Here is a 20,113-nt window from a genome sequence, read left to right on the forward strand (position 1 = left end):
TATTTCGAAGCCGTGTTTTCCGGCTTCTGTCGGCGACTGGATGAGTCACCTGGCGCCCCGCAAGTAGCTGTTTAAATCGGCGCATGAGCGGCATCCTAGAGAAGCTGACTGGTCAGTGTCAAGAATCACTTCCCATAAAAAAGACCCGTGCAAGACGGTAATGCTGTGTTCTGATTATCTGTTCAGAGGGGCGTGGTTTGGTGTGTATATCCGTTTCTGCGGCAACGGCTACTTATGGTTCCGCTCTTACAGCGGGTCACTTTTGGAAAAGCGCCAAAAGTAACCAAAAACGCTTTGCCCCACCACTCGGTGCCTCGCTTAGGCTCGGCATGCCCTCACTCCGGCATTGCTCCGTGGGCCGCCGCGAAGGGCCATCCATGGCCCAGCGCGGCTACCTCGGCATCCATGCCGAGGTGCCCACTGCGCAATGCCTGCGTTCGGCCAGCGTGGTTTAACGGGGCGTCCAGATCAAGATCAAGATCAAGATCCAAAGCAAGAGCAAGAGCAAGAGCAAGAGCAAGAACGGGGCACATGCCGGCATCTATGTGGCTGAGCCACCGCCTTCGCGAGCAGGCTCGCTCCCACAGGAAAAACGCTACACGCTTCTCAACAGTGACCCGCCGTAAGGGCGAAACCCTAAGCCGTCGTTACCGCAGCAACGGATATACACACGATCCATCCAGGAAAAGGCGAGTAGATTTTTCCAAAAAGCCGCAAAAAAACGGCGCTTCCCATTTCTGGAAGGAGCGCCGTTTTTCCTAAGTGAACAGCATTACGTACAAGACGGGCCTCGAATTCAAATCGAGCAATCAACCCGCAACGGCACGATCGACCGACAACTTGCCCGCCCCTTCGATCAACACGGCGATACTGCCCCCCAGCAACGCCAGGGCAAACTCATAACCGTTGTTGGCCATGAACAAGCCGTTACCAATGTGCACCGAGAAAATCGCCACCAGCGACACAAACGCCAGGCCCAACGCCGCAGGACGGGCCAGCAGACCGATGATCAACGCCAGGCCGGCAAAAAACTCCGTGCCGCCCGCCAGTGTCGCCATCACATAGCCCGGGGTCAGGCCGATGCTTTCCATCCACTGCGCCGTGCCTGCCAGGCCGTAGCCACCGAACAGACCGAAGAGTTTCTGCGAACCGTGGGCGGCAAAGATGACGCCGACGACGATGCGCAGCACAGTCAAGCCGTAGCCGGCGCGGGTGAACAGGACTTTGTTGATGAATGTGCTCATAAGGTTATTCCTTGGGGTAGTGGAGAGTTGGCCGCTATATTAATCAATAAAATTCATGTTAAAAGCGGAAATAATCCGTTATATCAATCAATTTATTCGATCATTTACGCAATGCAACCTTTTGCTCCTTCGGTTCCAAGGACTCCCGTTCACGATCAAACGCCAGGTAGTACTTATTCACACTATTAACATAGCTGACGGCGCCCATTCCCACCTGCTCCATGGCAATGCGCTCGACTTGGAAAAACCATTGGTTGGGGTTCAGTCCCCGTCGCCGAGCCTCGGCGCGCATACCTTGGACACGCTCGGGGCCCATGTTGTAGGCCGCCAGGACAAAGGCCATGCGTTCGCGCTCGTTGAGCTTGGGGCTGGCGAAGAACTTGCGGCGGATGAGGGCCAGGTACTTGGCGCCGGCTTGCACATTGGCGTCCAGGTTCTGGATGTTATCGACCCCGACGCGCTGGGCCGCCGCCGGGGTGATCTGCATCAGGCCGGTGGGGCCTGAGCCGCTGCGGGCGTTGGGTTGCAGGGCGGATTCCTTGAAGGCCAGGGCCGCCAGGTTGAGCCAGTCCATGCCCTGGGCATCGGCATGTTTTTGCAGCACCGGGCGCAGCTTTTCCAGACGCTGGCGATTGGCCCGGGCCAGCGGATAATGGACTTGGTACAAACGCCGATAGATACGCAGGAATGCCGCGTCTTGATTAGAGGGCACCTTGTAGGTCACCAGGAATCGGTCGATGCTCGCCCGCAGCATGGCGGCGTCACGGCGAACGAACCAGTATTCGTCACCCGGCTCGCCAATCAGCACCTGACGGTCGAAGCGCAGCTTGGGCAGGATCTTGCCCCAGCGCTCGGCGATGGGCTGCTCGACGATGGTCAAATGGAAAATCCCACCCTGAACCATCTCCAGGACATCCTCCACAGCCAGGGAGGGATCGACCCATTCGATCTTCACCGGCGGCAGCTTGAGCAGCGCCAGCTTCTGGTTGATCTGGCTCACGGCGTCCCCCGCCGCGCTGCCGTTGGGCAGGGCCAGGGTCTTGCCGGACAGTTGCTCCACGCGCGTGTAGCGCTTCTCACCCTTGATGCCCACCAGCAGCAAAGGCACGTCGGTACGGATCGGATTGCTGGCACTGACGGCATGGCCGGCCTGGGGCTCAAGCAACTCACCCGGCGCGACGAGGTCGCCCTCCCCACGCTGCAAGGCACCGAGCAGTTGGTCCTTGGCCTTGGGGATGATCTTGAGAGTGATTTCCTGGCCATCCAGGGCGTGGCCATTGAGGTATTGCTCGAAAGCGCGCAGCCGGTGGTATTCGACGCCAATGGGTTGGCCCTGGACTTCACCGGAGCTGTTGCGACTCTGATTGACCAGCACCTTCAACACTCGGCTGCTACGGATTTGCGCCAAGTCGCGCACCGTGCCCGGCGCCACCGCCTGCACTGGGCCAGGCAGCCGCGCTTCGGCCGGCATCGGCAACAGCAGCGAACAACACAACAGTAGCAACGCCTGGGGACGTGTCATCCACTCTCCGGAAGGAATACCGCCGACCGCCTCCCTTGAAAAACGAGGCTGAGTCGACGGAAACAGAGCGTCTGAGACGCCGAAAAAGTGCGGAAGACTGGCACAGCGATGGCCTTTATACCAACCCAATGTGTCTCGCGGCCTTAACAGACAGCCTCAACTCGTTGTAGTTCTTGGTTTTTCTTATAAATCTACAGCTCTGATATGCTTTCCGGCCTTTGGGCCGAGGTAGCACCATGCAACTCATCGATATCGGCGTCAACCTGACCAACCCCAGTTTCGCCGACAAACACCAGGCGGTACTTGAGCGCGCCTATGAATCCGGGGTCTGCCAATTGGTTCTGACCGGCACCAGCCTCGAGGGCAGCGAACAGGCCCTGGAACTGTGCCAACAGCTCGACGACACCGGGCAGCGGCTGTTTTCCACCGCTGGCATTCACCCCCACAGCGCCAGCGAGTGGACCGCCGACAGCGCCCGGCACCTCAAGGACCTGCTGATGCACAGCCGCGTGCGTGCGGTGGGCGAATGCGGACTGGATTTCAACCGGGACTTCTCTCCTCGGCCCCAGCAGGAAAAAGTCTTGGAGGAGCACCTCGCCCTGGCAGTCCAGTTGCAACTGCCGGTCTTCCTCCATGAGCGCGACGCCGACCAGCGCTTGCTGGACATCCTCCGGGATTTTCGCGATCAGTTGCCGGCGGCCGTGGTGCATTGCTTCACCGGTGAAAAAAAGGCGCTGTTCAGCTACCTCGACCTGGACCTGCACATCGGCATCACGGGCTGGATTTGCGACGAACGCCGGGGCACGCACCTGCACCCATTAGTGCGTGAAATACCCCGCGGTCGGATGATGCTTGAAAGCGACGCGCCCTACTTGCTGCCCCGTACGCTGCGGCCCAAACCCAAGAACGGGCGCAACGAGCCGGCCTACCTGACGGAGGTCCTGCGCGAAGTGGCCTTGCACCGGGGCGAAACCCAGGAAGACCTGGCCGCCCACAGCACCGCCTGCGCCCGGGCGTTTTTTGGTTTGCCCACTCTTTCCGAATGAACCCGCATTCCCCTGTGGGAGCGGGCTTGCTCGCGAATGCGTTGGATCAGTCACTACTGTATTTGCTGATCTACCGCATTCGCGAGCAAGCCCGCTCCCACAAGAGATCCGGTTGTCTGTTAGTCCATATCAAAATCCCCGGCACCTCAGCTGTCCGTTGACCCACATCAAAACCCAGCCTCCTGAGTAGCGGCACAATAATGGCACCTTGCCAATGCTGTTTCCGCTATCAGAGAAAACCTTCCATGGGTGCCTGGCTTAGCAATATCTCGTTGAAATACAAATTCTGGGCGGTCAATGCAGTCGCCTTTATCACCACGTTGCTGCTGGTGCTCTACGCCGTGCACCTCGAACAGCAAGCCCGCAACCACGCGGCCCAGGCGAACGCCCGGGTCCAGGCACAGGTGCTCGACGCCTGGCCTACTGGACAACCCGTGCCCAAAGCCAACAACCTTTTGGCATTCCAGCGCGGGCAGATCCCGGTGTTCAATGAGCAACCGTTGCCTTCGCTGGTGCAGGCCGAGGGCTGGGTCGAATTCGATGCCGGGCCGCTGTTGGGCGACAATCCGCTGCTGGGTGCCCAGGTGATCCGTCGAGGTGACGGCCAGCAACTCGCGGTATTGGCCCATGGTGCAAGCCTGAGCCAAGTGTTCGGTGAACGCTTCAGCCAATACGCCGTGGCGGTGTTCGTGTTGATGCTGGCGATGTTGGGCGCGTCGCAACTGTTGATCCGCTTTTTGCTCAGCCAGCTCAATACGCTCAAGGATGTGATGCTGCACGTGGAAAAAACCGGCGACTTGTCCGCCCGCGTGCCCCTGGCCTGCAAGGATGAAGTGGGCCAGATGGCGGCGGCATTCAATGCCATGCAAGCCGGCTATCAACGGGTGGTCGACACCGTTGCCAGCACCGCCCGGCAGTTGGACAGTGGTGCGGCGCGCCTGGCGTCGAGCATGAACGAGGTACGCCACGGCATGCTCGGCCAGCAAAGCGAAACCGATCAGGCGGCTACGGCGATCAACGAAATGTCCGCCACGGTTTATCACATCGCCCAGCACGCCGGCGCCACCCGCGACCTGTCGAAAACCGCCGACACCCTGGCCGGCAATGGCCACGAAGTGGTCGGCCGGGTGCAGCAGTCGATCACCGGGTTGTCTTCGGGCGTGCAGCAGACCGCCGAGATGATCCAACGCCTGGCCGAAGACAGCCAGAAGATCAACGGCGTGGTCAATGTGATCCACAGCATCGCCGAACAAACCAATCTGCTGGCCCTGAACGCGGCCATCGAAGCAGCGCGGGCTGGGGAAATGGGCAGGGGGTTTGCCGTAGTGGCCGACGAGGTGCGCAATCTGGCCAAGCGAGTCCAGACGTCCACGGACGAAATCACCACCATGGTCTCGGCCCTGCAAGCCGGAACCCGGGACGCGGTGGACTTCATGCAGGAGAGTTCGCTCAAGGCCGACGACTGCGTACAACAGGCCCGCGAGGCCGGCGATGCGTTGGCGCAGATCACCGCAGCGGTGGCGCAGATGCGCGAGAGCAATACCCAGATTGCCGTTGCGGCCGAGCAGCAAAGCCACGTCGCCGAAGAAATGAACCGGGCGGTGGTGAGCATTCGCGACGTGACCGAAAATACCGTGCGCCAGACCGTGGATTCAGCCACCACCAGTGACGAACTGGCAACGTTGGCGGGGGAGTTGAGCAAGGCGATCGGGCAGCTGAAACTGTAGAAACTGGCTTGCCCAACTCCCCTGTATTGAGGGAATGCCCTCTGTGGGAGCAAGGCTTGCCCGCGATGGGGGCACCTCGGTTCACCAAAGACCGTATCGCGCCCATCGCGGGCAAACCTTGCTCCCACAGCCCTTACAAAACAAATAAGTCCCTTGCCACAACAGCAAAACTGTATGGCCACCTATCGCTTCGATAGCCAACCGCCATTCGCCGCACCGCCCGCCCGGACCTATCCTTGGGTTATTCGGTTTCGTTCAAGGAATAGCATCATGGGCAAACGTCACCCCAACCTTCCGGCCTGGCAATGGCGCGCCTACCCCGGCAATCATCGCCACCCCACCAACCTGGTGTTGCACCTGATTGCCGTGCCGCTGTTCATCATCGCGTTTCTGCTGATTGTGTCGGGGGTGTTCAGCTTGAGCCTGGGCGATGTCGCCATCGGTGTCATCGGCCTCCTCGCGGCGTTGGGCTTGCAGCGCCACGGCCACAGCCTGGAGACCCAGACCTCCGAACCGTTCAGCGACCGCAAGGATGCAGTCTCACGCCTATTGGTGGAGCAGTTCCTGACGTTTCCGCGGTTCTTCCTCAGCGGTGGCTGGTGGCGCGCCTGGCGCGATCGCCACCGTCACAACCGCAAGCCTTAACCGAGGAAACCTTTAACCAAAGATCGTTACGGTCTGCCGGCTCAGGGCGATCAAGCGACCATCGGCGCTCCAGAACTTCGCGGCGACATGGCCGTAGCCGTCCTGGGCATGCTCGATCTCGGCCAGGTATTTGCACCAGTCCAGCGTCGTGAGCTCCAGCAACGGCTGGACGAACTCGATGGTCCAGGTGAGCGTACTGCCGGGGGCCATTTGCGAGAGGTGCGGCAACAACGCCGGCGGCCAGGCGTCCACCAAGGCCAGGATATGGCTTTCGTTAAGCGGCTCCTCCTGCACATCACCGCGCAAGCGCACCCAGCCGCCCATGCTCCGGGATTTATTGCCGCTGAACGGCAAGCCGCCGACGCTCCAACGCATCGCCAGGTGCCGCATGAATTCCGGGGTCATGCCCTTGACGTAAGGCAGTTCCTGGCATTGCTCCACGCTTTTGAAATCCGGCGCGGGGTCGGCCTGCACCGCCACCACGGACGAGCGCGAGGCGCCAAAGCTGCCTTGCACCACGGTCACCACCTGGCCGTTCTGCACCGCCCGCCCCAACACCTGGCTCACCGCCTTGCCTTCACGCAACACATCGACTTCAAAACTCACCGGCACGTCGGGCTCGACCGGGCCGACGAAGGTGATCGCCAGCGAACGCACCGGGCGATCGGCCGGCACTCGGGCACGCATCGCCTCATATTGCAGCGCCGCCACCAACCCGCCAAAACTGGCCCGACCCTGGCCCCATTCTGGCGCGATGGTCACCGCGCCTGGCTGCCGGCGCACGGCATCGATCAACTCGGAAAAGCGCATGACGACCTCGAAAACAGGGGAAAAGGATGAAGGCATCTTAACCAGCCCGGACGGGCGGCACAGGGCTCATTCCGGCCAAAGAGACTGACAGAAAAGCCGCCATTTTTGAATTCACCCCCAATCAACTGTGGGAGCGGGCTTGCTCGCGAAGGCGGTGGGTCAGTCACAACTGTATGAACTGATCTATCGCCTTCGCGAGCAAGCCCGCTCCCACAGAGGCATGTACAGGGTTCAGGATTATTCGAAGCAACTGGCAATCAACTTGTCGAGCACCTTGTCGGACTTGGCCTCGGCCTTTTCCATCGTGGCGTGCCAGGTCGGCACGCAAGCGTGCAGATCGGTTTCTTCCTTGGCCCTGGCCAGCCATTGCCAGCAATCATGCCAGTCGCCCAGCGCGCCCTGGGCGGATTTGAGCCGGGGCATGGCCGCTTCGGGCAGACGGTCGAGTTCGGGGTAGGCTTCGATGGCGTAGCGCACGCGCTTGATCAACAGGCGCAAACGGTGGCGGTCATGGGCCGGATCGCGCAGGGCTTCGTCGAGTTTCTTCCATTGCTTGTCCAGGCGCTTTTCGATGCGTTTGCGCAAACCCTTCAGCAACCCCTCACGCTGGGCGGCGCGAATGAAGCGCGGGAACGCATCGAGGATCATCAGCAATTGGGCCAGCTCGACACTGGCGGCCACGGCGGGATAGGCATCGGCCATTTGCACCTGGCGTCGCCGCGCCGCCGCGGTCTGGCCGTGTTGCTCAAGGTAAGCCGCCAACACTTCGCGGTCACGCAACGGGGTGGTCAACGTACCGACCGCCGAAGCCGCCGTTTCCAGTTGTTCAACGCCGGGCAATCCACGCAGCGGACGCAACAAGCTGCGCAAACGGCGTACCGTGGTGCGCAGGTCATGCAGGGCTTCGCTGTCGGTGTGGGCATTCAAGCGGGCCTGACAGGCCAGCAGCCGGACTTCCAGGCCCAATATGCGGGCCACCAGCCGATCGATCATGGGGCGTACTCCGTACGCAGCTTCAAGTAGCAAGCTTCAAGCTGCAAGTGAGGAGCGACGTGTAGCGCCCTCTTGCAGCTTGAAGCTTAAAGCTTGCAGCTGCCTTTATCACCTTCCCGCGCGGGATTCGCGGATGTAGAAACGCGCCTTCTCGGCTTTCTTGGCGCAGCCTTCGAACGCTTCGAATTGCTGCTGGGTCTTGGCGCCGGTCAGCAAAGACAAGGCCTTGGAGTAGCTGACGGTGCCGGCAAAACCTTCGGCCTTGGCCAGATCCAGTTCACGCCAGGCGCTGTCGAGTTGGCTGCCACAGCTGTCACGGTAAGCGGTTTTGCCTGCGCAACCAGCCAGGGCCAGAACCATCAGGGATGCCACCAGGGGCAGGCAGATCCGGGCTTTCATCGATTACACCTCAAGTCAGGAAAACAGTCGTGCTGGTAAGACGGTCGCACCGGCAAAAAGTGCCAAGGCCCGACCGGGTAAATTCCAGTGTGGGGAAGAATACGCAAATGCCGCGCTGGCGTATCAAATAACGACGCGTGCGCCACAATGATTGAGCCGAGCCGTCGATGAGTGCATTGTTGAAGTCTGTTCGACAAGAGGCCGGGTCATGACAAAACGTGTCGCATTGGTATTGGGTTCGGGTGGGGCCCGGGGCTATGCCCATATCGGGGTGATCGAAGAAATCGAACGGCGTGGCTATGACATTGCCTGCATCGCCGGTTGTTCCATGGGCGCTGTCGTCGGCGGGATCTATGCCGCGGGCAAGCTCAAGGATTACCGCGACTGGATCGAAAGCCTCGACTACCTGGATGTCCTGCGGCTGGTGGACGTCAGCTTTCGCCTGGGGGCGATTCGCGGTGAAAAAGTGTTCGGACAGATCCACAAGATCGTCGGCGACATCAATATCGAGGACCTGCGCATTCCCTACACCGCCGTGGCCACCGACCTGACCAACCAGCAGGAAATCTGGTTCCAGGAAGGTTGCCTGCACCAGGCAATGCGCGCCTCGGCGGCGATTCCCAGCCTGTTCACGCCCGTGATGCAAGGCAACCGCATGTTGGTGGACGGTGGTCTGCTCAATCCGTTGCCGATCGTGCCGGTGGTGTCGAGCCACTGCGACCTGATCATCGCCGTCAACCTCAACGCCACCAACCAGAAACAGTATCGATTACCAGTGATTCCGCGCCCCGCCGCGTTCCGGCGCCGCTTCGATACCCTGGTCAGCTCACTGGGTTCGCGCCTGCCGTTTCGCCGCAAGCAGGCCGAACAACTGTTGCTGCTGGAGCAGGAAGCCTTGAAGGCCGAGGCGGCCGACATCAACCCATGGATCGACTCGGCCGAGCCCGAAGGCCAACAGCCGGCTGCCGCGCCGGAGAATGAAGGCGCGCCGAAATCCGCCACCGGTTCATTCATCATCGATAACGTCGGCCCAGCCTCGTTGCTGGACTTGATCAACCAGAGTTTCGAAGTGATGCAGACCTCCCTGGCCCAGTACAAGATCGCCGGTTATCCGCCAGATGTGCTGATCAACGTGCCTAAGCGGGTGTGCCGGTTTTTCGAGTTCTACAAGGCGCCGGAATTGATCGCCCTGGGGCGGGAGATTGCCAGCGATACCCTGGATCGGTATGAGCGTGAGCAGAACTGAGCGATCTGGCTGTCAGGGCCTCTTCGCGAGCAGGCTCGCTCCCACACAGTGTCCACCGCAGATCTTATGTGGGAGCGAGCCTGCTCGCGAAGGCGGCAAATCAAACGCCACAGAGCCTAAAGCCCACCCTCCCCCAACAACCGATACCCCACCCCCGCCTCGGTCACGATGAACCGCGGCCGGGTCGGGTCGTCGGCCAGCTTCTGGCGCAAGTGACCGACCACGATCCGCAGATAGTGACTGTCTTCGGTGTGGGTCGGGCCCCAGATGTCCTTGAGCAGTTGTTGCTGGGTGATGACCCGCCCCGGATGCCGCGCCAGTTGCGCCAGGACGGCGTACTCCTTGCGAGTCAAGGCCACTTCGGCGTCGTCCAGCAGCACCCGTCGATAGGCCAGGTCCACCGTCAGCGGTCCGAACTTCAGCGCAGCCTCCTGGGGCTCGCCGGTCGGGGCCTGGCGCAACAGGGCGCGAATACGGGCGAGGAACTCCTGGATGCCGAACGGCTTGGTCACGTAATCGTTGGCGCCGTTGTCCAGCGCCTCGACTTTTTGCGCTTCGCTGGCCCGCACCGAGAGCACCAGCACCGGCACCGTCGACCATTGGCGAAACTCGCGCAACACCTCCTGGCCGTCCATGTCCGGCAGGCCCAGGTCGAGCACCAGTAAGTCGGGTTTGTTCAGCGCAGCTTGGGCCAGCCCTTCGGCGCCGGTGCCGGCTTCCAGCACCTTGTAGCCTTGGGAGCTCAGGCTGATGCGCAGGAATTTGCGGATCTGCGGTTCGTCATCGATGACCAAAAGGGTCGCGGTCTGGCTCATGGGGCTCGTTCATTGCAATCAAATGGAAAGGCTAGCAGGTCGCAAGCTGCTGGTAGCAAAAGAGTATCTCAGCCGGGCTCAAGCTTCATCGTCCATGCCTGGTTGCGCCTGCAACGGCAGGTGCAGCGTGATGCAGGTGCCGCGTCCGTCGAGACCTTCGGCCACACTGATCCGCCCGCCGTGGGCGCCGACCATACCCTGACAGATCGCCAACCCCAACCCCGTGCCCTGCCCGCCACGATCACCACGGGCGGCGGTATAGAACATGTCGAAGATTTTCTCCCGTTCCTCTTCAGGAATCCCGGGCCCTTCATCGGCCACGGCAAAAAACACCTCGCTGTCGGTCGCCCCGGCGCTCAGCAACAGGCGTCCGTGGGCCGGCGAGAAGCGCGCCGCGTTCTCCAGCACGTTTACCAGCGCCTGTTCGATCAATGCCGCATGGACATGCAACAAGGGCAATTCAACAGGCACCTCGACACTGAGCGCCAGCGGCGCCAGCACCGCCCGCAGGCGGTTCAGCGCGCTGCCGACGATATCGGCCGGCGCCACCCAGTCCCGCGCCAGCTTCAGGGCGCCGTGGCCGAGACGAGTCATGTCCAACAGGTTCTGGATGTAGCGATCCAGTCGCTCGGCTTCATCGCGGGTGCCTTCGAGCAAGTCGCGACGATCGGCCAGCGGGATCGCCTCCCCCAGCGCCAGCAGGCTGTCGATGCTGCCGCGCATGGCGGTCAGCGGCGTGCGCAGGTCGTGGGACACTGAAGCCAACAAGGCGCTGCGCAGTTGTTCGGTTTCACCATGCAGACGCGCCGCCTCCAGGTCCTGGGCCAGTTGCGCCCGCGCCAGCGCCTGGGCCAAGGGTTGACTGAGGGCCGCCAGCAAACGGCGGCGCTGGCCACTCAACGGCTTGCCTTCTTTCGGGCATACGCCCAGCAAAGCCAGCGGCCCGCCTTCCGCCGACAACGGCCACCACCACCAACGCCCGGAAGGCAGTGTCCCGGTGCCGGCGCCCGCCGGTTGATCGTGCTGCCACGACCAATCGGCCGCCGCCCGTTCGGCCTCGGTGAACGTCAACGGCTCACCACTCTCGATTTTCCAACTGGCCTGGTCGTCGCGGTTGAGCAGGCACAATTGCAAGTCGTGCCAATCGTTGAAGTGCTGCACGGCCGCGCTGATCACCGCTTGGCGGTCGGTGGCGGCCGTGAGTTTGCGGGACAGGTCGAGCAGCTCGCCGGTTTCCTGCTGGGTATCGCGCAAGGCCTGCAACTGGCGACGCTGGCGCGCGGCAAGATTGCCGGTCAGGGCCGCCATGAGCAGGAAAAACATCAGCGTCAGCACGTCCTCTTCGCGCTGGATGGTCAGGGAAAAGTTCGGCGGGATGAACAGGAAGTCATAAGCCAGGAACGACAGCGCCGCGCAGGCCAGCGCCGGGCCGAGACTGCTGCGCACCGCCACCAGCAACACCGCCATCAGGAACACCAGGGAGATATTGGGCAACGCCAGCAACCCCGAGATACCCCAGGCCAATGCGCTGGCCGCCGCGGTCGCCAGCAACGCCAACACATAATCGAACCCGGTCTGGACGGCGCTGGAACGCACCCGGGCAGGACGCGGTTGCTCATCGCTGTCCAGCACGTTGATCTCCAGCCCCCGGGCATCGCGCAGCAAACGCGAGGCGAGGCCGCCGCCAAACAGGCGTCGGCGCAGACGTGGCCGGGACTGGCCCACCAGCACCAGCGTGGCGCGCCGTTCAGTGGCATGCTGGATCAGCGTCCTGGCCACTTCGCCGGCCCGCAGCAACACCACTTCGCCACCGAGGCGTTCGGCCAGTTGCTGGGCGTTCTGCAAACGCTGGCGCGAGAGTTCGTCACGGGCACTGCCGTTGTCCACATGCACCAGGCTCCACGGCAGATGCCGACGCTGGGCGACGCGGCTGGCATGGCGCACCAGGCGTTCCGCCTGCACGTCACCGTCCACGCCTACCAGCAAGCGTCCGCGCACCGCCGGCGCGGCCTGGCCCAGTTGTCGATAACCCTGGGCCAAGTCATTGTCGACCTGGGCGGCGGCCGTCTGCATCGCCAGCTCACGCAACGCGGTGAGGTTGGTCTGGGAAAAAAACGCATCGATCGCCGCCCGAGCCTGCTCCGGCACGTAGACCTTGCCATCGCGCAGGCGCTCCAGCAGCTCACGCGGCGGCAGGTCAATCAGCAGCAGTTCATCGGCTTCCTGCAAGACCCAGTCCGGCAACGTCTCGCGCACCTGCACGCCGGTGATGCCGCGTACCTGGTCGTTGAGGCTTTCCAGATGCTGGACATTGACCGTGGTGTAGACGTCGATGCCCGCCGCGAGCAGTTCCTGGATGTCCTGCCAGCGTTTGGCATGGCGGCTGCCGGGGGCGTTGCTGTGGGCCAGTTCGTCCACCAGGACCAAGGTTGGCCGGGCGGCGAGCAGACCGTCGAGGTCCATTTCCTCGAGCATCACACCGCGATATTCCGAGCGCACCAACGGCTGCTGCACCAGGCCGCCGAGCAGCGCTTCGGTTTCACTGCGACCGTGGGTCTCCACCACCCCGGCGATGACTTTCACGCCTTGGCGCAATTGGCTGTGAGCCGCTTGCAGCATGGCGTAGGTCTTGCCCACACCCGGGGCCGCGCCCAGGAAGACCTTGAGTCGACCACGGTCGTTGCGGGGCAGATTGGCTAACAGTGCGTCGGCGCGGCCGGAGTCGCTCATGGCGTGGAAATCTCTTTCAAATATTGATCAAACACCCTGTGGGGAGCCGGACCTGTGGGAGCAAAGCTAATGGGAACGGACCTGTGGGAGCAAAGCTTGCTCGCGATCAAGGCGACACAGTTCAACGGATGGACCGCGTTATCGTTCATCGCGAGCAAGCTTTGCTCCCACAGGCTTTGCTCCCACAGGTTTTACAGTTTTTCCAGGGCCAGGTTCAGCGCCAGCACATTCACCACAGGCGGGCCCACCAAGGGTTGCTGGATGTTGACGTCGAGCAGTTGCTGCAACGTCGAGATCGGCAGGTTGCGCGCCGCGGCGACACGCGCCAGTTGATAGGCAATCGCCGCCGGAGGCAAGTGCGGATCCAGCCCGCTGGCGGAGGTGGTCAACAGCGCCAGCGGCACCGGGCCCTGACCGGGCACCTGGAGCTTGCCGGCGGCATCGATCACCCGTGTGGCCAGGGCCGGATTGCTCGGGGAAAAGTTGCTGGCACCGCTGGCGACCGTGGCAAAGGCACCGGCCGATGGCCGTGGATGAAACCAGGCATCGCCGGTGAAATCCTGGGCGATCAGCGTCGAGCCACGGACCTTGCCGGCGGCGTCGACGATCAGGCTGCCGTTGGCCTGGGCGGGGAACGCGACTTGCGCCACGCCGGTGACCACCAGCGGGTAAGCGACACCGGTGATCAGGCTCATCAGTAATAACAGGCTCAAGGCCGGGCGAATCAGAGTGGACATCTCAAAACCCTCGAATAAGAAAATAGCTGATTTGCAGGCATACCTGTTTGTGGCGAGGGAGCTTGCTCCCGCTGGGCTGCGCAGCAGCCCTGAAAATCAGCGAATGCGGTGCGCTGGGCAGATAGCATTCAGCTTCTTGGGGCTGCTTCGCAGCACAGCGGGAGGAAGCTCCCTCGCCACAACGGCCTCACCTGCCACAACGACTCAAACCAGCCCCAACGCCGTCAGCAACATATCGATCGCCTTGATCCCCACGAACGGCACCACGATCCCGCCCAGGCCATAGATCAACAGATTGCGCCGCAACAACGCCGCCGCGCTCGCCGCTTGCACGCGCACGCCGCGCAGGGCCAGGGGGATGAGCACGACGATGATCAAGGCGTTGAAGACAATCGCCGACAAAATCGCGCTCTGCGGGCTGCTCAGGTGCATCACGTTCAACACGCCGAGCTGTGGATAAATCGACGCGAACAGTGCCGGCAGGATCGCGAAATACTTGGCGATGTCGTTGGCGATGGAGAAAGTCGTCAGCGCCCCCCGGGTCACCAGCAACTCCTTGCCGATCTGCACCACATCGAGCAGTTTGGTCGGATCGCTGTCAAGGTCGACCATGTTCGCCGCCTCCCGCGCGGCCTGGGTGCCGTCGTTCATCGCCATGCCGACATCAGCCTGGGCCAGGGCCGGCGCGTCGTTGGCGCCGTCACCGCACATGGCCACCAGCCGACCGTCATTTTGCTCATGACGGATACGCGCCAATTTCTTCTCCGGCGTAGCCTCTGCCAGCACGTCGTCGACACCCGCTTCGGCGGCAATCGCGGCGGCGGTCAACGGGTTGTCGCCGGTGACCATCACCGTACGGATCCCCAACTTGCGCAGCTCGGCAAAACGCTCGCGAATGCCGGGTTTGACCACGTCCTTGAGATGGATGGCGCCGAGCAGCTTGCCGTCCACGCACACCAGCAACGGCGTGCCGCCACTCTGGGCGATCTTGTCGACCTCCCGCGCCAGGGCGACCGGCAACTCGTTGCGTGCCAGGCCGATGAAATCCAGCAACGAGTCCACGGCGCCCTTGCGGTAGATGCGGCCCTGATAGTCGACCCCGGACAAACGGGTTTCAGCACTGAACGGCACGGCCGTCAGCGCTTCGACGCCAGGCTCGGGCAGTGGATGCAAACCTCGCAGGTACTCGACGATGGACTTGCCCTCGGCCGTCTCGTCAGCCAACGAGGCGAACAGCGCGCCTTCGGCCAGTTCCTTGGCGCTCACACCGGGGGCGGCATAGACCGCCGTGCAGCGGCGATTGCCAAAGGTGATGGTGCCGGTCTTGTCCAGCATCAACACATGCACATCCCCCGCCGCCTCGACCGCACGGCCGGATTTGGCGATCACGTTCAGGCGCACCAAACGGTCCATCCCGGCGATGCCGATGGCCGACAGCAGCCCGCCGATGGTGGTGGGAATCAAGGTGACCAGCAAGGCCACCAGAAACACCAGCGGCAGGCTGGCGTTGGCGAAATGGGCGAACGGCTGCAGCGTCACCACCACTAGCAGGAAGATCAGCGTCAGGCCGATCAACAGGATGTCCAGCGCCACCTCGTTCGGCGTTTTCTGGCGCTTGGCACCTTCCACCAAAGCGATCATGCGGTCGAGGGTGGACTCACCAGGATTGCTGGTGATGCGTATTAGCAGCCAGTCGGAGACCAGTCGCGTATTGCCGGTGACGGCCGAGCGATCGCCGCCGGATTCGCGGATGACCGGCGCCGATTCGCCAGTGATCGCCGCCTCATTGACCGCGGCGATGCCTTCGATCACTTCACCGTCGCCGGGGATCATGTCGCCGGCCTCGACGCGCACCACATCGCCTTTGCGCAGACGGGTGGCGGGGATGATTTCAAAACCGCTGGCGGTCTGGCGACGGGCATTGAGGCCTTCGCTGCCGGCCTTCAAGCTGTCGGCCCGGGCCTTGCCCCGCCCTTCGGCCAAGGCTTCGGCGAAGTTGGCGAACAGCACCGTGAACCACAACCACAGCGCAATTTGCGCGGCGACGAAGGTCGGCACGGCGCTGTCAGGAATGAAGCACAACACGGTGGTGAGGATCGCGGTCAGCTCCACCACCAGCATCACCGGTGCACGGTGCAACTGGCGAGGATCGAGCTTGACGAAGGCTTGCAACAACGCCGGGCGCCAGAGGGCCGACAGGTGAGTCTTGGGTTGCTCCGGCGCCTTGGCGGCGATGGTTTTGCTCATTGGCATATTCATCATCAAGTCCTCAGAAGCCCATGCTCAGGTGCTCGGCAATCGGCCCCAGCGCCAGGGTCGGCAGGAAGGTCAAGCCGCCGACCAGCAGGATGGTCACGGTCAACAGGGTCACGAACAGCGGGCCGTGGGTGGGAAAGCTGTTCTGGCCAATCGGCGCGGTCTTCTTCAAGGCCAGGCTGCCGGCCAACGCCAGCACCGGCAGGATGTAGCCGAACCGACCGATCAGCATGCCCAGGCCCAGCATCAGGTTGTGGAAGGGTGTATTGGCACCGAACCCGGCGAATGCCGAACCGTTGTTCGCCCCCGCCGAGGTGTAGGCGTACAACAACTGGCTGAAACCATGGGCGCCAGGGTTGCTTACCGCCGCGGCCGGCCCGGGCAGGCTGGCGGCGACAGCACCCAGCACCAGCACGCTGACGGGCATCACCAGCAGCGTTGCGACCAACAGTTGCACCTCTCGGGCGCCCAGCTTCTTGCCCAGGTATTCCGGGGTGCGACCGATCATCAAGCCGGCCAGGAACACCGCGATCAGCACGTTCAACAGCATCCCGTAGAGCCCGGCCCCGACGCCGCCGAAGATCACCTCGCCGACCATCATGTTCACCAGCGACACCATGCCACTGATCGGGTTGAGGCTGTCGTGCATGCCATTGACCGAGCCGTTGGACGCAGCCGTGGTGGTCACCGACCACAGCACGGTGGCGGTGGTGCCGAAGCGGGTTTCCTTGCCTTCCAGCGGTGCGGTTTGTTCGACGGCCGGGTTGTCCAGGGCCGGGTTGGGCTGGTATTCGGCCCACAGTGACGTCGCGCCGCCGATCAGGAACAGCGCCAACATGCAGGCGATGATCGCGCGGCTCTGGCGCAAGTCCTTGACGTAATGACCGAAGGTGAACACCAGCGCGGCGGGAATCAGGATGATCGAAGCGACTTCGAACAGGTTGCTCCAGGCCGTCGGGTTTTCGAAGGGGTGCGCCGAGTTGACGCCGAAGAAACCGCCGCCGTTGGTACCCAGTTGCTTGATGGCGATCTGGCTGGCGGCCGGCCCTAGCGGGATGACCTGGTCGGCACCCTCCAGCGTGAGCCCATGCACATAGTGGGCGAAGGTCTGCGGCACGCCCTGCCAGACCAGGAATAACGCCAGCAGCAGGCACAGCGGCAACAGCCCGTAGAGGGTGGCGCGGGTCATGTCGACCCAGAAGTTACCCAGCGTCGTGGCGGACTTGCGCCCGATGCCGCGACACAGCGCCACCAGCACAGCCAAGCCGGTGGCCGCGCTGACAAAGTTCTGCACGGTCAGGCCGACCATCTGGCTCAAGTAGCTCAGGGACGCTTCACCGCTGTAGGACTGCCAGTTGGTGTTGGTCATGAAGCTCACGGCCGTGTTGAAGGCCTGGGTCCACTCCATGCCGGGCAGTTGCTCGGTATTGAGGGGCAAATATCCCTGCAGCAGCAGGATCGTAAACAGCAAGACAAAACCTGCCAGGTTGAACGCGAGCAAGGCCAGGGTGTATTTCTGCCAGCTCTGCTCAGCGGTGGAATCAACACCCGCCAGGCGATAGCAACCGCGCTCCACCGGGCCGAGGATCGGCGAAAGCCAGGTGCGTTGGCCTTCCATCACCCGGTAGTAAAACCGCCCCAGAAACGGTGCCGGAATCAGCACCAGGGCGAAAAAGGCGAGGATCAGCCCGAAATCATAACCGTGCATAACCGCTCCTAGTTCCGATCGGCGCGCAGCAGCGCAACCAGCAGATAAATGAACAGCGCCACTGCCAGCAGCAGCGACACCCCGTCCAGAACACTCATGGGATTTCTCCGTGGTACGGCGTCGTGCCGTGTGGGGAGTGATTGTCTGCAGGGAGGCTGTAAAGGAGCGAGATCGAGAGCGGGATTGGGGGATAAAGAATCTGTAAAGAATGTATTTATCGCGTTGTTATGGCGGTGATCGGGAGGGCCTCTTCGCGAGCAAGCCCGCTCCCACAAGGATTTGTGGTGTGCATGAAGTCGACTGTTCACCGCAAGTCCAGTGTGGAAGCGGGCTTGCTCGCGAAGGCGGCATCATCAGCGCCAACGCCCTCAACTGGCGCACAACAGGGGCACATAAAGCAGCGAACATCCCCGATACGACACGATTCCACCCATTACGACCGCCCCCGCCAGCCTGGCACGCCCGCTGCACAGTCCTCCCTAGCGCTTTTGCTATGGATCGAGGGGAGCCACCGATGAACACACAACTCAAACCCACCCTGGGCACCCTGCATTTATGGGGCATTGCCGTCGGCCTGGTGATTTCCGGCGAGTATTTCGGCTGGAGCTACGGCTGGGGCGTGGCCGGGACACTGGGCTTTTTGGTGACGTCCTTCATGGTGGCGGCCATGTACACCTGCTTCATTTTCAGTTTCACCGAACTGACCACCGCCATTCCCCATGCCGGCGGGCCGTTTGCCTACAGCCGTCGCGCCTTCGGCGAGAAAGGCGGATTGATTGCCGGGCTGGCAACACTGATCGAATTCGTCTTCGCCCCACCGGCGATTGCCCTGGCTATCGGCGCCTACCTGAACGTGCAATTCCCAGCGCTGGACCCAAAACACGCCGCCGTCGGCGCCTATATCGTGTTCATGGGCCTGAACATCATCGGGGTCAAACTGGCCGCGACGTTCGAGTTGGTTGTCTGCGTACTGGCGGTGGCCGAACTGCTAGTGTTCATGGGCGTCGTGGCCCCGGCGTTCAGTTTCAGCAGCTTCGCCCTCAACGGCTGGGCCGGCTCAGATGTGTTCGGCGCACCGGCCATCGCTGGCATGTTCGCCGCGATTCCTTTCGCCATCTGGTTCTTCCTGGCCATCGAAGGCGCGGCCATGGCCGCCGAAGAAGCCAAGGACCCGAAACGCACGATTCCCAAGGCCTACATCAGCGGCATCCTGACCCTGGTGTTCCTGGCAATGGGCGTCATGTTCATGGCTGGCGGCGTCGGCGATTGGCGTACCCTGTCGAACATCAACGATCCCCTGCCCCAAGCCATGAAAACCGTGGTCGGTGAAAGCTCCGGCTGGCTGCACATGCTGGTGTGGATCGGCCTGTTCGGCCTGGTGGCGAGTTTCCACGGCATCATCCTCGGCTACTCACGGCAGTTCTTCGCCCTGGCCCGCGCCGGCTACCTGCCCGCCTCCCTGGCCAAACTGTCACGTTTCCAGACCCCGCACCGGGCCATCATCGCCGGCGGACTGATCGGCATTGCCGCGATCTACAGCGACGGCCTGATCAACCTCGGCGGCATGACCCTCACCGCCGCGATGATCACCATGGCCGTGTTCGGTGCCATCGTCATGTACATCATGAGCATGCTCAGCCTGTTCAAGCTGCGCAAAACCGAACCCAACCTGGAACGTACTTTCCGCGCACCGGGTTACCCGATCGTGCCGGGGATCGCCTTGGTGCTGGCGGTGGTGTGCCTGGTGGCGATGGCCTGGTTCAACGCGTTGATCGGGTTGATCTTCCTTGGCTTCATGGCGGTGGGCTTTGTCTACTTCGTCCTCACCGCACAACTGCGTGCGGATGCTCCCGCCGATGCGATGCTGACCGGGCTGTGAGGTGAAGCCGGCCGAACGGGCGTAGTATTGAACCACTGCGAACAACATTCGCTCATAAGTGGTAAGTGCGATGGATTGGCGAAACGTTCGTCTGTCCATCGCGCCCTCAAGGAGAGCCCTATGCCCTGGTATGCCTGGTTGATTCTGATTGTCGCAATCGGCTCGATCGTGGGAGGCCTGATGATGCTGCGCGACACGGCCAACAAAGTCGAACTCACGGACGAACAACGCAAGCGTGTTGCCGAGCGCAATGCGGAAATGGATGCGAAAGAAGCCAAGGACCGTTGAGCTATTACCTGTCCCGGCTACATAGTGCTTTTGTGGCGAGGGAGCTTGCTCCCGCTGGGGCGCGAAGC

At 62.3% G+C, this 20,113-nt stretch carries 18 protein-coding genes; 7 read left to right on the top strand and 11 right to left on the bottom strand.

Features of this window, described 5'->3' with window-relative positions; genetic code table 11:
• The first annotated feature begins 329 nt into the window (after positions 1–329).
• Complete coding sequence (locus J3P88_RS21745) at positions 330–455, top strand: hypothetical protein (RefSeq protein WP_256211722.1); 126 nt, start codon at positions 330–332, stop codon at positions 453–455.
• Between the two features lie 354 nt (positions 456–809).
• On the opposite strand, the gene J3P88_RS21750 is transcribed toward J3P88_RS21745, so the two are convergent.
• Both J3P88_RS21750 and J3P88_RS21755 read right to left on the bottom strand, forming a co-directional pair.
• Positions 810–1,244, bottom strand: a complete 435-nt coding sequence (locus tag J3P88_RS21750; protein ID WP_186710836.1) for a DoxX family protein — start codon at positions 1,242–1,244, stop codon at positions 810–812.
• Between the two features lie 100 nt (positions 1,245–1,344).
• A complete protein-coding gene (locus tag J3P88_RS21755) occupies positions 1,345–2,766 on the bottom strand; it encodes a transglycosylase SLT domain-containing protein (protein WP_186710828.1) in 1,422 nt (473 codons plus the stop codon).
• Between the two features lie 236 nt (positions 2,767–3,002).
• Between J3P88_RS21755 and J3P88_RS21760 the strand changes: the two genes are divergently transcribed.
• The 3 genes from J3P88_RS21760 (at position 3,003) to J3P88_RS21770 (ending at position 6,184) form a co-directional block, all read left to right on the top strand.
• Positions 3,003–3,812 (top strand): TatD family hydrolase, encoded by an 810-nt coding sequence (locus J3P88_RS21760; RefSeq protein ID WP_434571560.1) that lies wholly within the window; start codon positions 3,003–3,005, stop codon positions 3,810–3,812.
• Between the two features lie 245 nt (positions 3,813–4,057).
• Positions 4,058–5,539 (top strand): methyl-accepting chemotaxis protein, encoded by a 1,482-nt coding sequence (locus J3P88_RS21765; protein WP_434571562.1) that lies wholly within the window; start codon positions 4,058–4,060, stop codon positions 5,537–5,539.
• 270 nt (positions 5,540–5,809) lie between these two features.
• Positions 5,810–6,184 (top strand): terminase, encoded by a 375-nt coding sequence (locus J3P88_RS21770; protein ID WP_434571564.1) that lies wholly within the window; start codon positions 5,810–5,812, stop codon positions 6,182–6,184.
• Positions 6,185–6,196: 12 nt separating this feature from the next.
• Here the strand turns inward: J3P88_RS21770 and J3P88_RS21775 are convergent, their stop codons facing one another.
• The 3 genes from J3P88_RS21775 to J3P88_RS21785 form a co-directional block, all read right to left on the bottom strand.
• Positions 6,197–6,994 (bottom strand): acyl-CoA thioesterase, encoded by a 798-nt coding sequence (locus tag J3P88_RS21775; RefSeq protein ID WP_434571566.1) that lies wholly within the window; start codon positions 6,992–6,994, stop codon positions 6,197–6,199.
• A gap of 237 nt (positions 6,995–7,231) precedes the next feature.
• Complete coding sequence (locus J3P88_RS21780; protein ID WP_186731066.1) at positions 7,232–7,987, bottom strand: CHAD domain-containing protein; 756 nt, start codon at positions 7,985–7,987, stop codon at positions 7,232–7,234.
• A gap of 108 nt (positions 7,988–8,095) precedes the next feature.
• On the bottom strand, positions 8,096–8,386 hold the full coding sequence (locus J3P88_RS21785) for a hypothetical protein (RefSeq protein WP_014337256.1): 291 nt from the start codon (positions 8,384–8,386) through the stop codon (positions 8,096–8,098).
• Between the two features lie 208 nt (positions 8,387–8,594).
• On the opposite strand from J3P88_RS21785, the gene J3P88_RS21790 reads away from it, so the two are divergent.
• A complete protein-coding gene (locus J3P88_RS21790) occupies positions 8,595–9,632 on the top strand; it encodes a patatin-like phospholipase family protein (protein ID WP_186710805.1) in 1,038 nt (345 codons plus the stop codon).
• A 116-nt stretch (positions 9,633–9,748) separates the two neighbouring features.
• Here the strand turns inward: J3P88_RS21790 and J3P88_RS21795 are convergent, their stop codons facing one another.
• The 6 genes from J3P88_RS21795 to kdpF all read right to left on the bottom strand — a co-directional run bounded on the left by J3P88_RS21795 (position 9,749) and on the right by kdpF (position 17,976).
• The gene (locus J3P88_RS21795; protein WP_434571569.1) at positions 9,749–10,447 is read right to left on the bottom strand and encodes a response regulator; all 699 of its coding nucleotides are present in this window, start codon (positions 10,445–10,447) and stop codon (positions 9,749–9,751) included.
• A gap of 78 nt (positions 10,448–10,525) precedes the next feature.
• The gene (locus tag J3P88_RS21800) at positions 10,526–13,177 is read right to left on the bottom strand and encodes a DUF4118 domain-containing protein (protein WP_434571571.1); all 2,652 of its coding nucleotides are present in this window, start codon (positions 13,175–13,177) and stop codon (positions 10,526–10,528) included.
• A gap of 191 nt (positions 13,178–13,368) precedes the next feature.
• Positions 13,369–13,914, bottom strand: a complete 546-nt coding sequence (gene kdpC / locus J3P88_RS21805; RefSeq protein WP_186704741.1) for a potassium-transporting ATPase subunit KdpC — start codon at positions 13,912–13,914, stop codon at positions 13,369–13,371.
• Between the two features lie 204 nt (positions 13,915–14,118).
• Positions 14,119–16,173, bottom strand: coding sequence for a potassium-transporting ATPase subunit KdpB (gene kdpB / locus J3P88_RS21810; protein ID WP_434576582.1), 2,055 nt, complete (start codon positions 16,171–16,173; stop codon positions 14,119–14,121).
• A 10-nt stretch (positions 16,174–16,183) separates the two neighbouring features.
• Positions 16,184–17,878 (bottom strand): potassium-transporting ATPase subunit KdpA, encoded by a 1,695-nt coding sequence (gene kdpA, locus J3P88_RS21815; protein ID WP_434571573.1) that lies wholly within the window; start codon positions 17,876–17,878, stop codon positions 16,184–16,186.
• Between the two features lie 8 nt (positions 17,879–17,886).
• Positions 17,887–17,976 (bottom strand): K(+)-transporting ATPase subunit F, encoded by a 90-nt coding sequence (gene kdpF / locus J3P88_RS21820; RefSeq protein ID WP_003218754.1) that lies wholly within the window; start codon positions 17,974–17,976, stop codon positions 17,887–17,889.
• A gap of 416 nt (positions 17,977–18,392) precedes the next feature.
• Between kdpF and eat the strand changes: the two genes are divergently transcribed.
• Entirely contained in the window at positions 18,393–19,757 is a 1,365-nt protein-coding gene (gene eat, locus J3P88_RS21825) for an ethanolamine permease (protein ID WP_434571576.1), read from the top strand.
• A 120-nt stretch (positions 19,758–19,877) separates the two neighbouring features.
• On the top strand, positions 19,878–20,045 hold the full coding sequence (locus tag J3P88_RS21830; RefSeq protein WP_003183831.1) for a DUF2897 family protein: 168 nt from the start codon (positions 19,878–19,880) through the stop codon (positions 20,043–20,045).
• Positions 20,046–20,113 lie beyond the last annotated feature (68 nt).

The sequence above is a fragment of the Pseudomonas sp. Z3-6 genome, from assembly GCF_051131985.1.
In the GTDB taxonomy this organism is placed as follows: Bacteria; Pseudomonadota; Gammaproteobacteria; order Pseudomonadales; family Pseudomonadaceae; genus Aquipseudomonas; species Aquipseudomonas zanjanensis.

Bases quoted from the DNA above. Each gene is read 5' to 3' on its own strand.
- kdpC (WP_186704741.1), bottom strand. From the start codon at position 13,914: ATGTCCACTCTGATTCGCCCGGCCTTGAGCCTGTTATTACTGATGAGC.
- J3P88_RS21780 (WP_186731066.1), bottom strand. From the start codon at position 7,987: ATGATCGATCGGCTGGTGGCCCGCATATTGGGCCTGGAAGTCCGGCTG.
- kdpF (WP_003218754.1), bottom strand. From the start codon at position 17,976: ATGAGTGTTCTGGACGGGGTGTCGCTGCTGCTGGCAGTGGCGCTGTTC.
- kdpA (WP_434571573.1), bottom strand. From the start codon at position 17,878: ATGCACGGTTATGATTTCGGGCTGATCCTCGCCTTTTTCGCCCTGGTG.
- J3P88_RS21775 (WP_434571566.1), bottom strand. From the start codon at position 6,994: ATGCGCTTTTCCGAGTTGATCGATGCCGTGCGCCGGCAGCCAGGCGCG.
- J3P88_RS21770 (WP_434571564.1), top strand. From the start codon at position 5,810: ATGGGCAAACGTCACCCCAACCTTCCGGCCTGGCAATGGCGCGCCTAC.
- J3P88_RS21800 (WP_434571571.1), bottom strand. From the start codon at position 13,177: ATGAGCGACTCCGGCCGCGCCGACGCACTGTTAGCCAATCTGCCCCGC.
- kdpB (WP_434576582.1), bottom strand. From the start codon at position 16,173: ATGAATATGCCAATGAGCAAAACCATCGCCGCCAAGGCGCCGGAGCAA.
- J3P88_RS21755 (WP_186710828.1), bottom strand. From the start codon at position 2,766: ATGACACGTCCCCAGGCGTTGCTACTGTTGTGTTGTTCGCTGCTGTTG.
- J3P88_RS21830 (WP_003183831.1), top strand. From the start codon at position 19,878: ATGCCCTGGTATGCCTGGTTGATTCTGATTGTCGCAATCGGCTCGATC.
- J3P88_RS21790 (WP_186710805.1), top strand. From the start codon at position 8,595: ATGACAAAACGTGTCGCATTGGTATTGGGTTCGGGTGGGGCCCGGGGC.
- eat (WP_434571576.1), top strand. From the start codon at position 18,393: ATGAACACACAACTCAAACCCACCCTGGGCACCCTGCATTTATGGGGC.
- J3P88_RS21785 (WP_014337256.1), bottom strand. From the start codon at position 8,386: ATGAAAGCCCGGATCTGCCTGCCCCTGGTGGCATCCCTGATGGTTCTG.
- J3P88_RS21750 (WP_186710836.1), bottom strand. From the start codon at position 1,244: ATGAGCACATTCATCAACAAAGTCCTGTTCACCCGCGCCGGCTACGGC.
- J3P88_RS21765 (WP_434571562.1), top strand. From the start codon at position 4,058: ATGGGTGCCTGGCTTAGCAATATCTCGTTGAAATACAAATTCTGGGCG.
- J3P88_RS21795 (WP_434571569.1), bottom strand. From the start codon at position 10,447: ATGAGCCAGACCGCGACCCTTTTGGTCATCGATGACGAACCGCAGATC.
- J3P88_RS21745 (WP_256211722.1), top strand. From the start codon at position 330: ATGCCCTCACTCCGGCATTGCTCCGTGGGCCGCCGCGAAGGGCCATCC.
- J3P88_RS21760 (WP_434571560.1), top strand. From the start codon at position 3,003: ATGCAACTCATCGATATCGGCGTCAACCTGACCAACCCCAGTTTCGCC.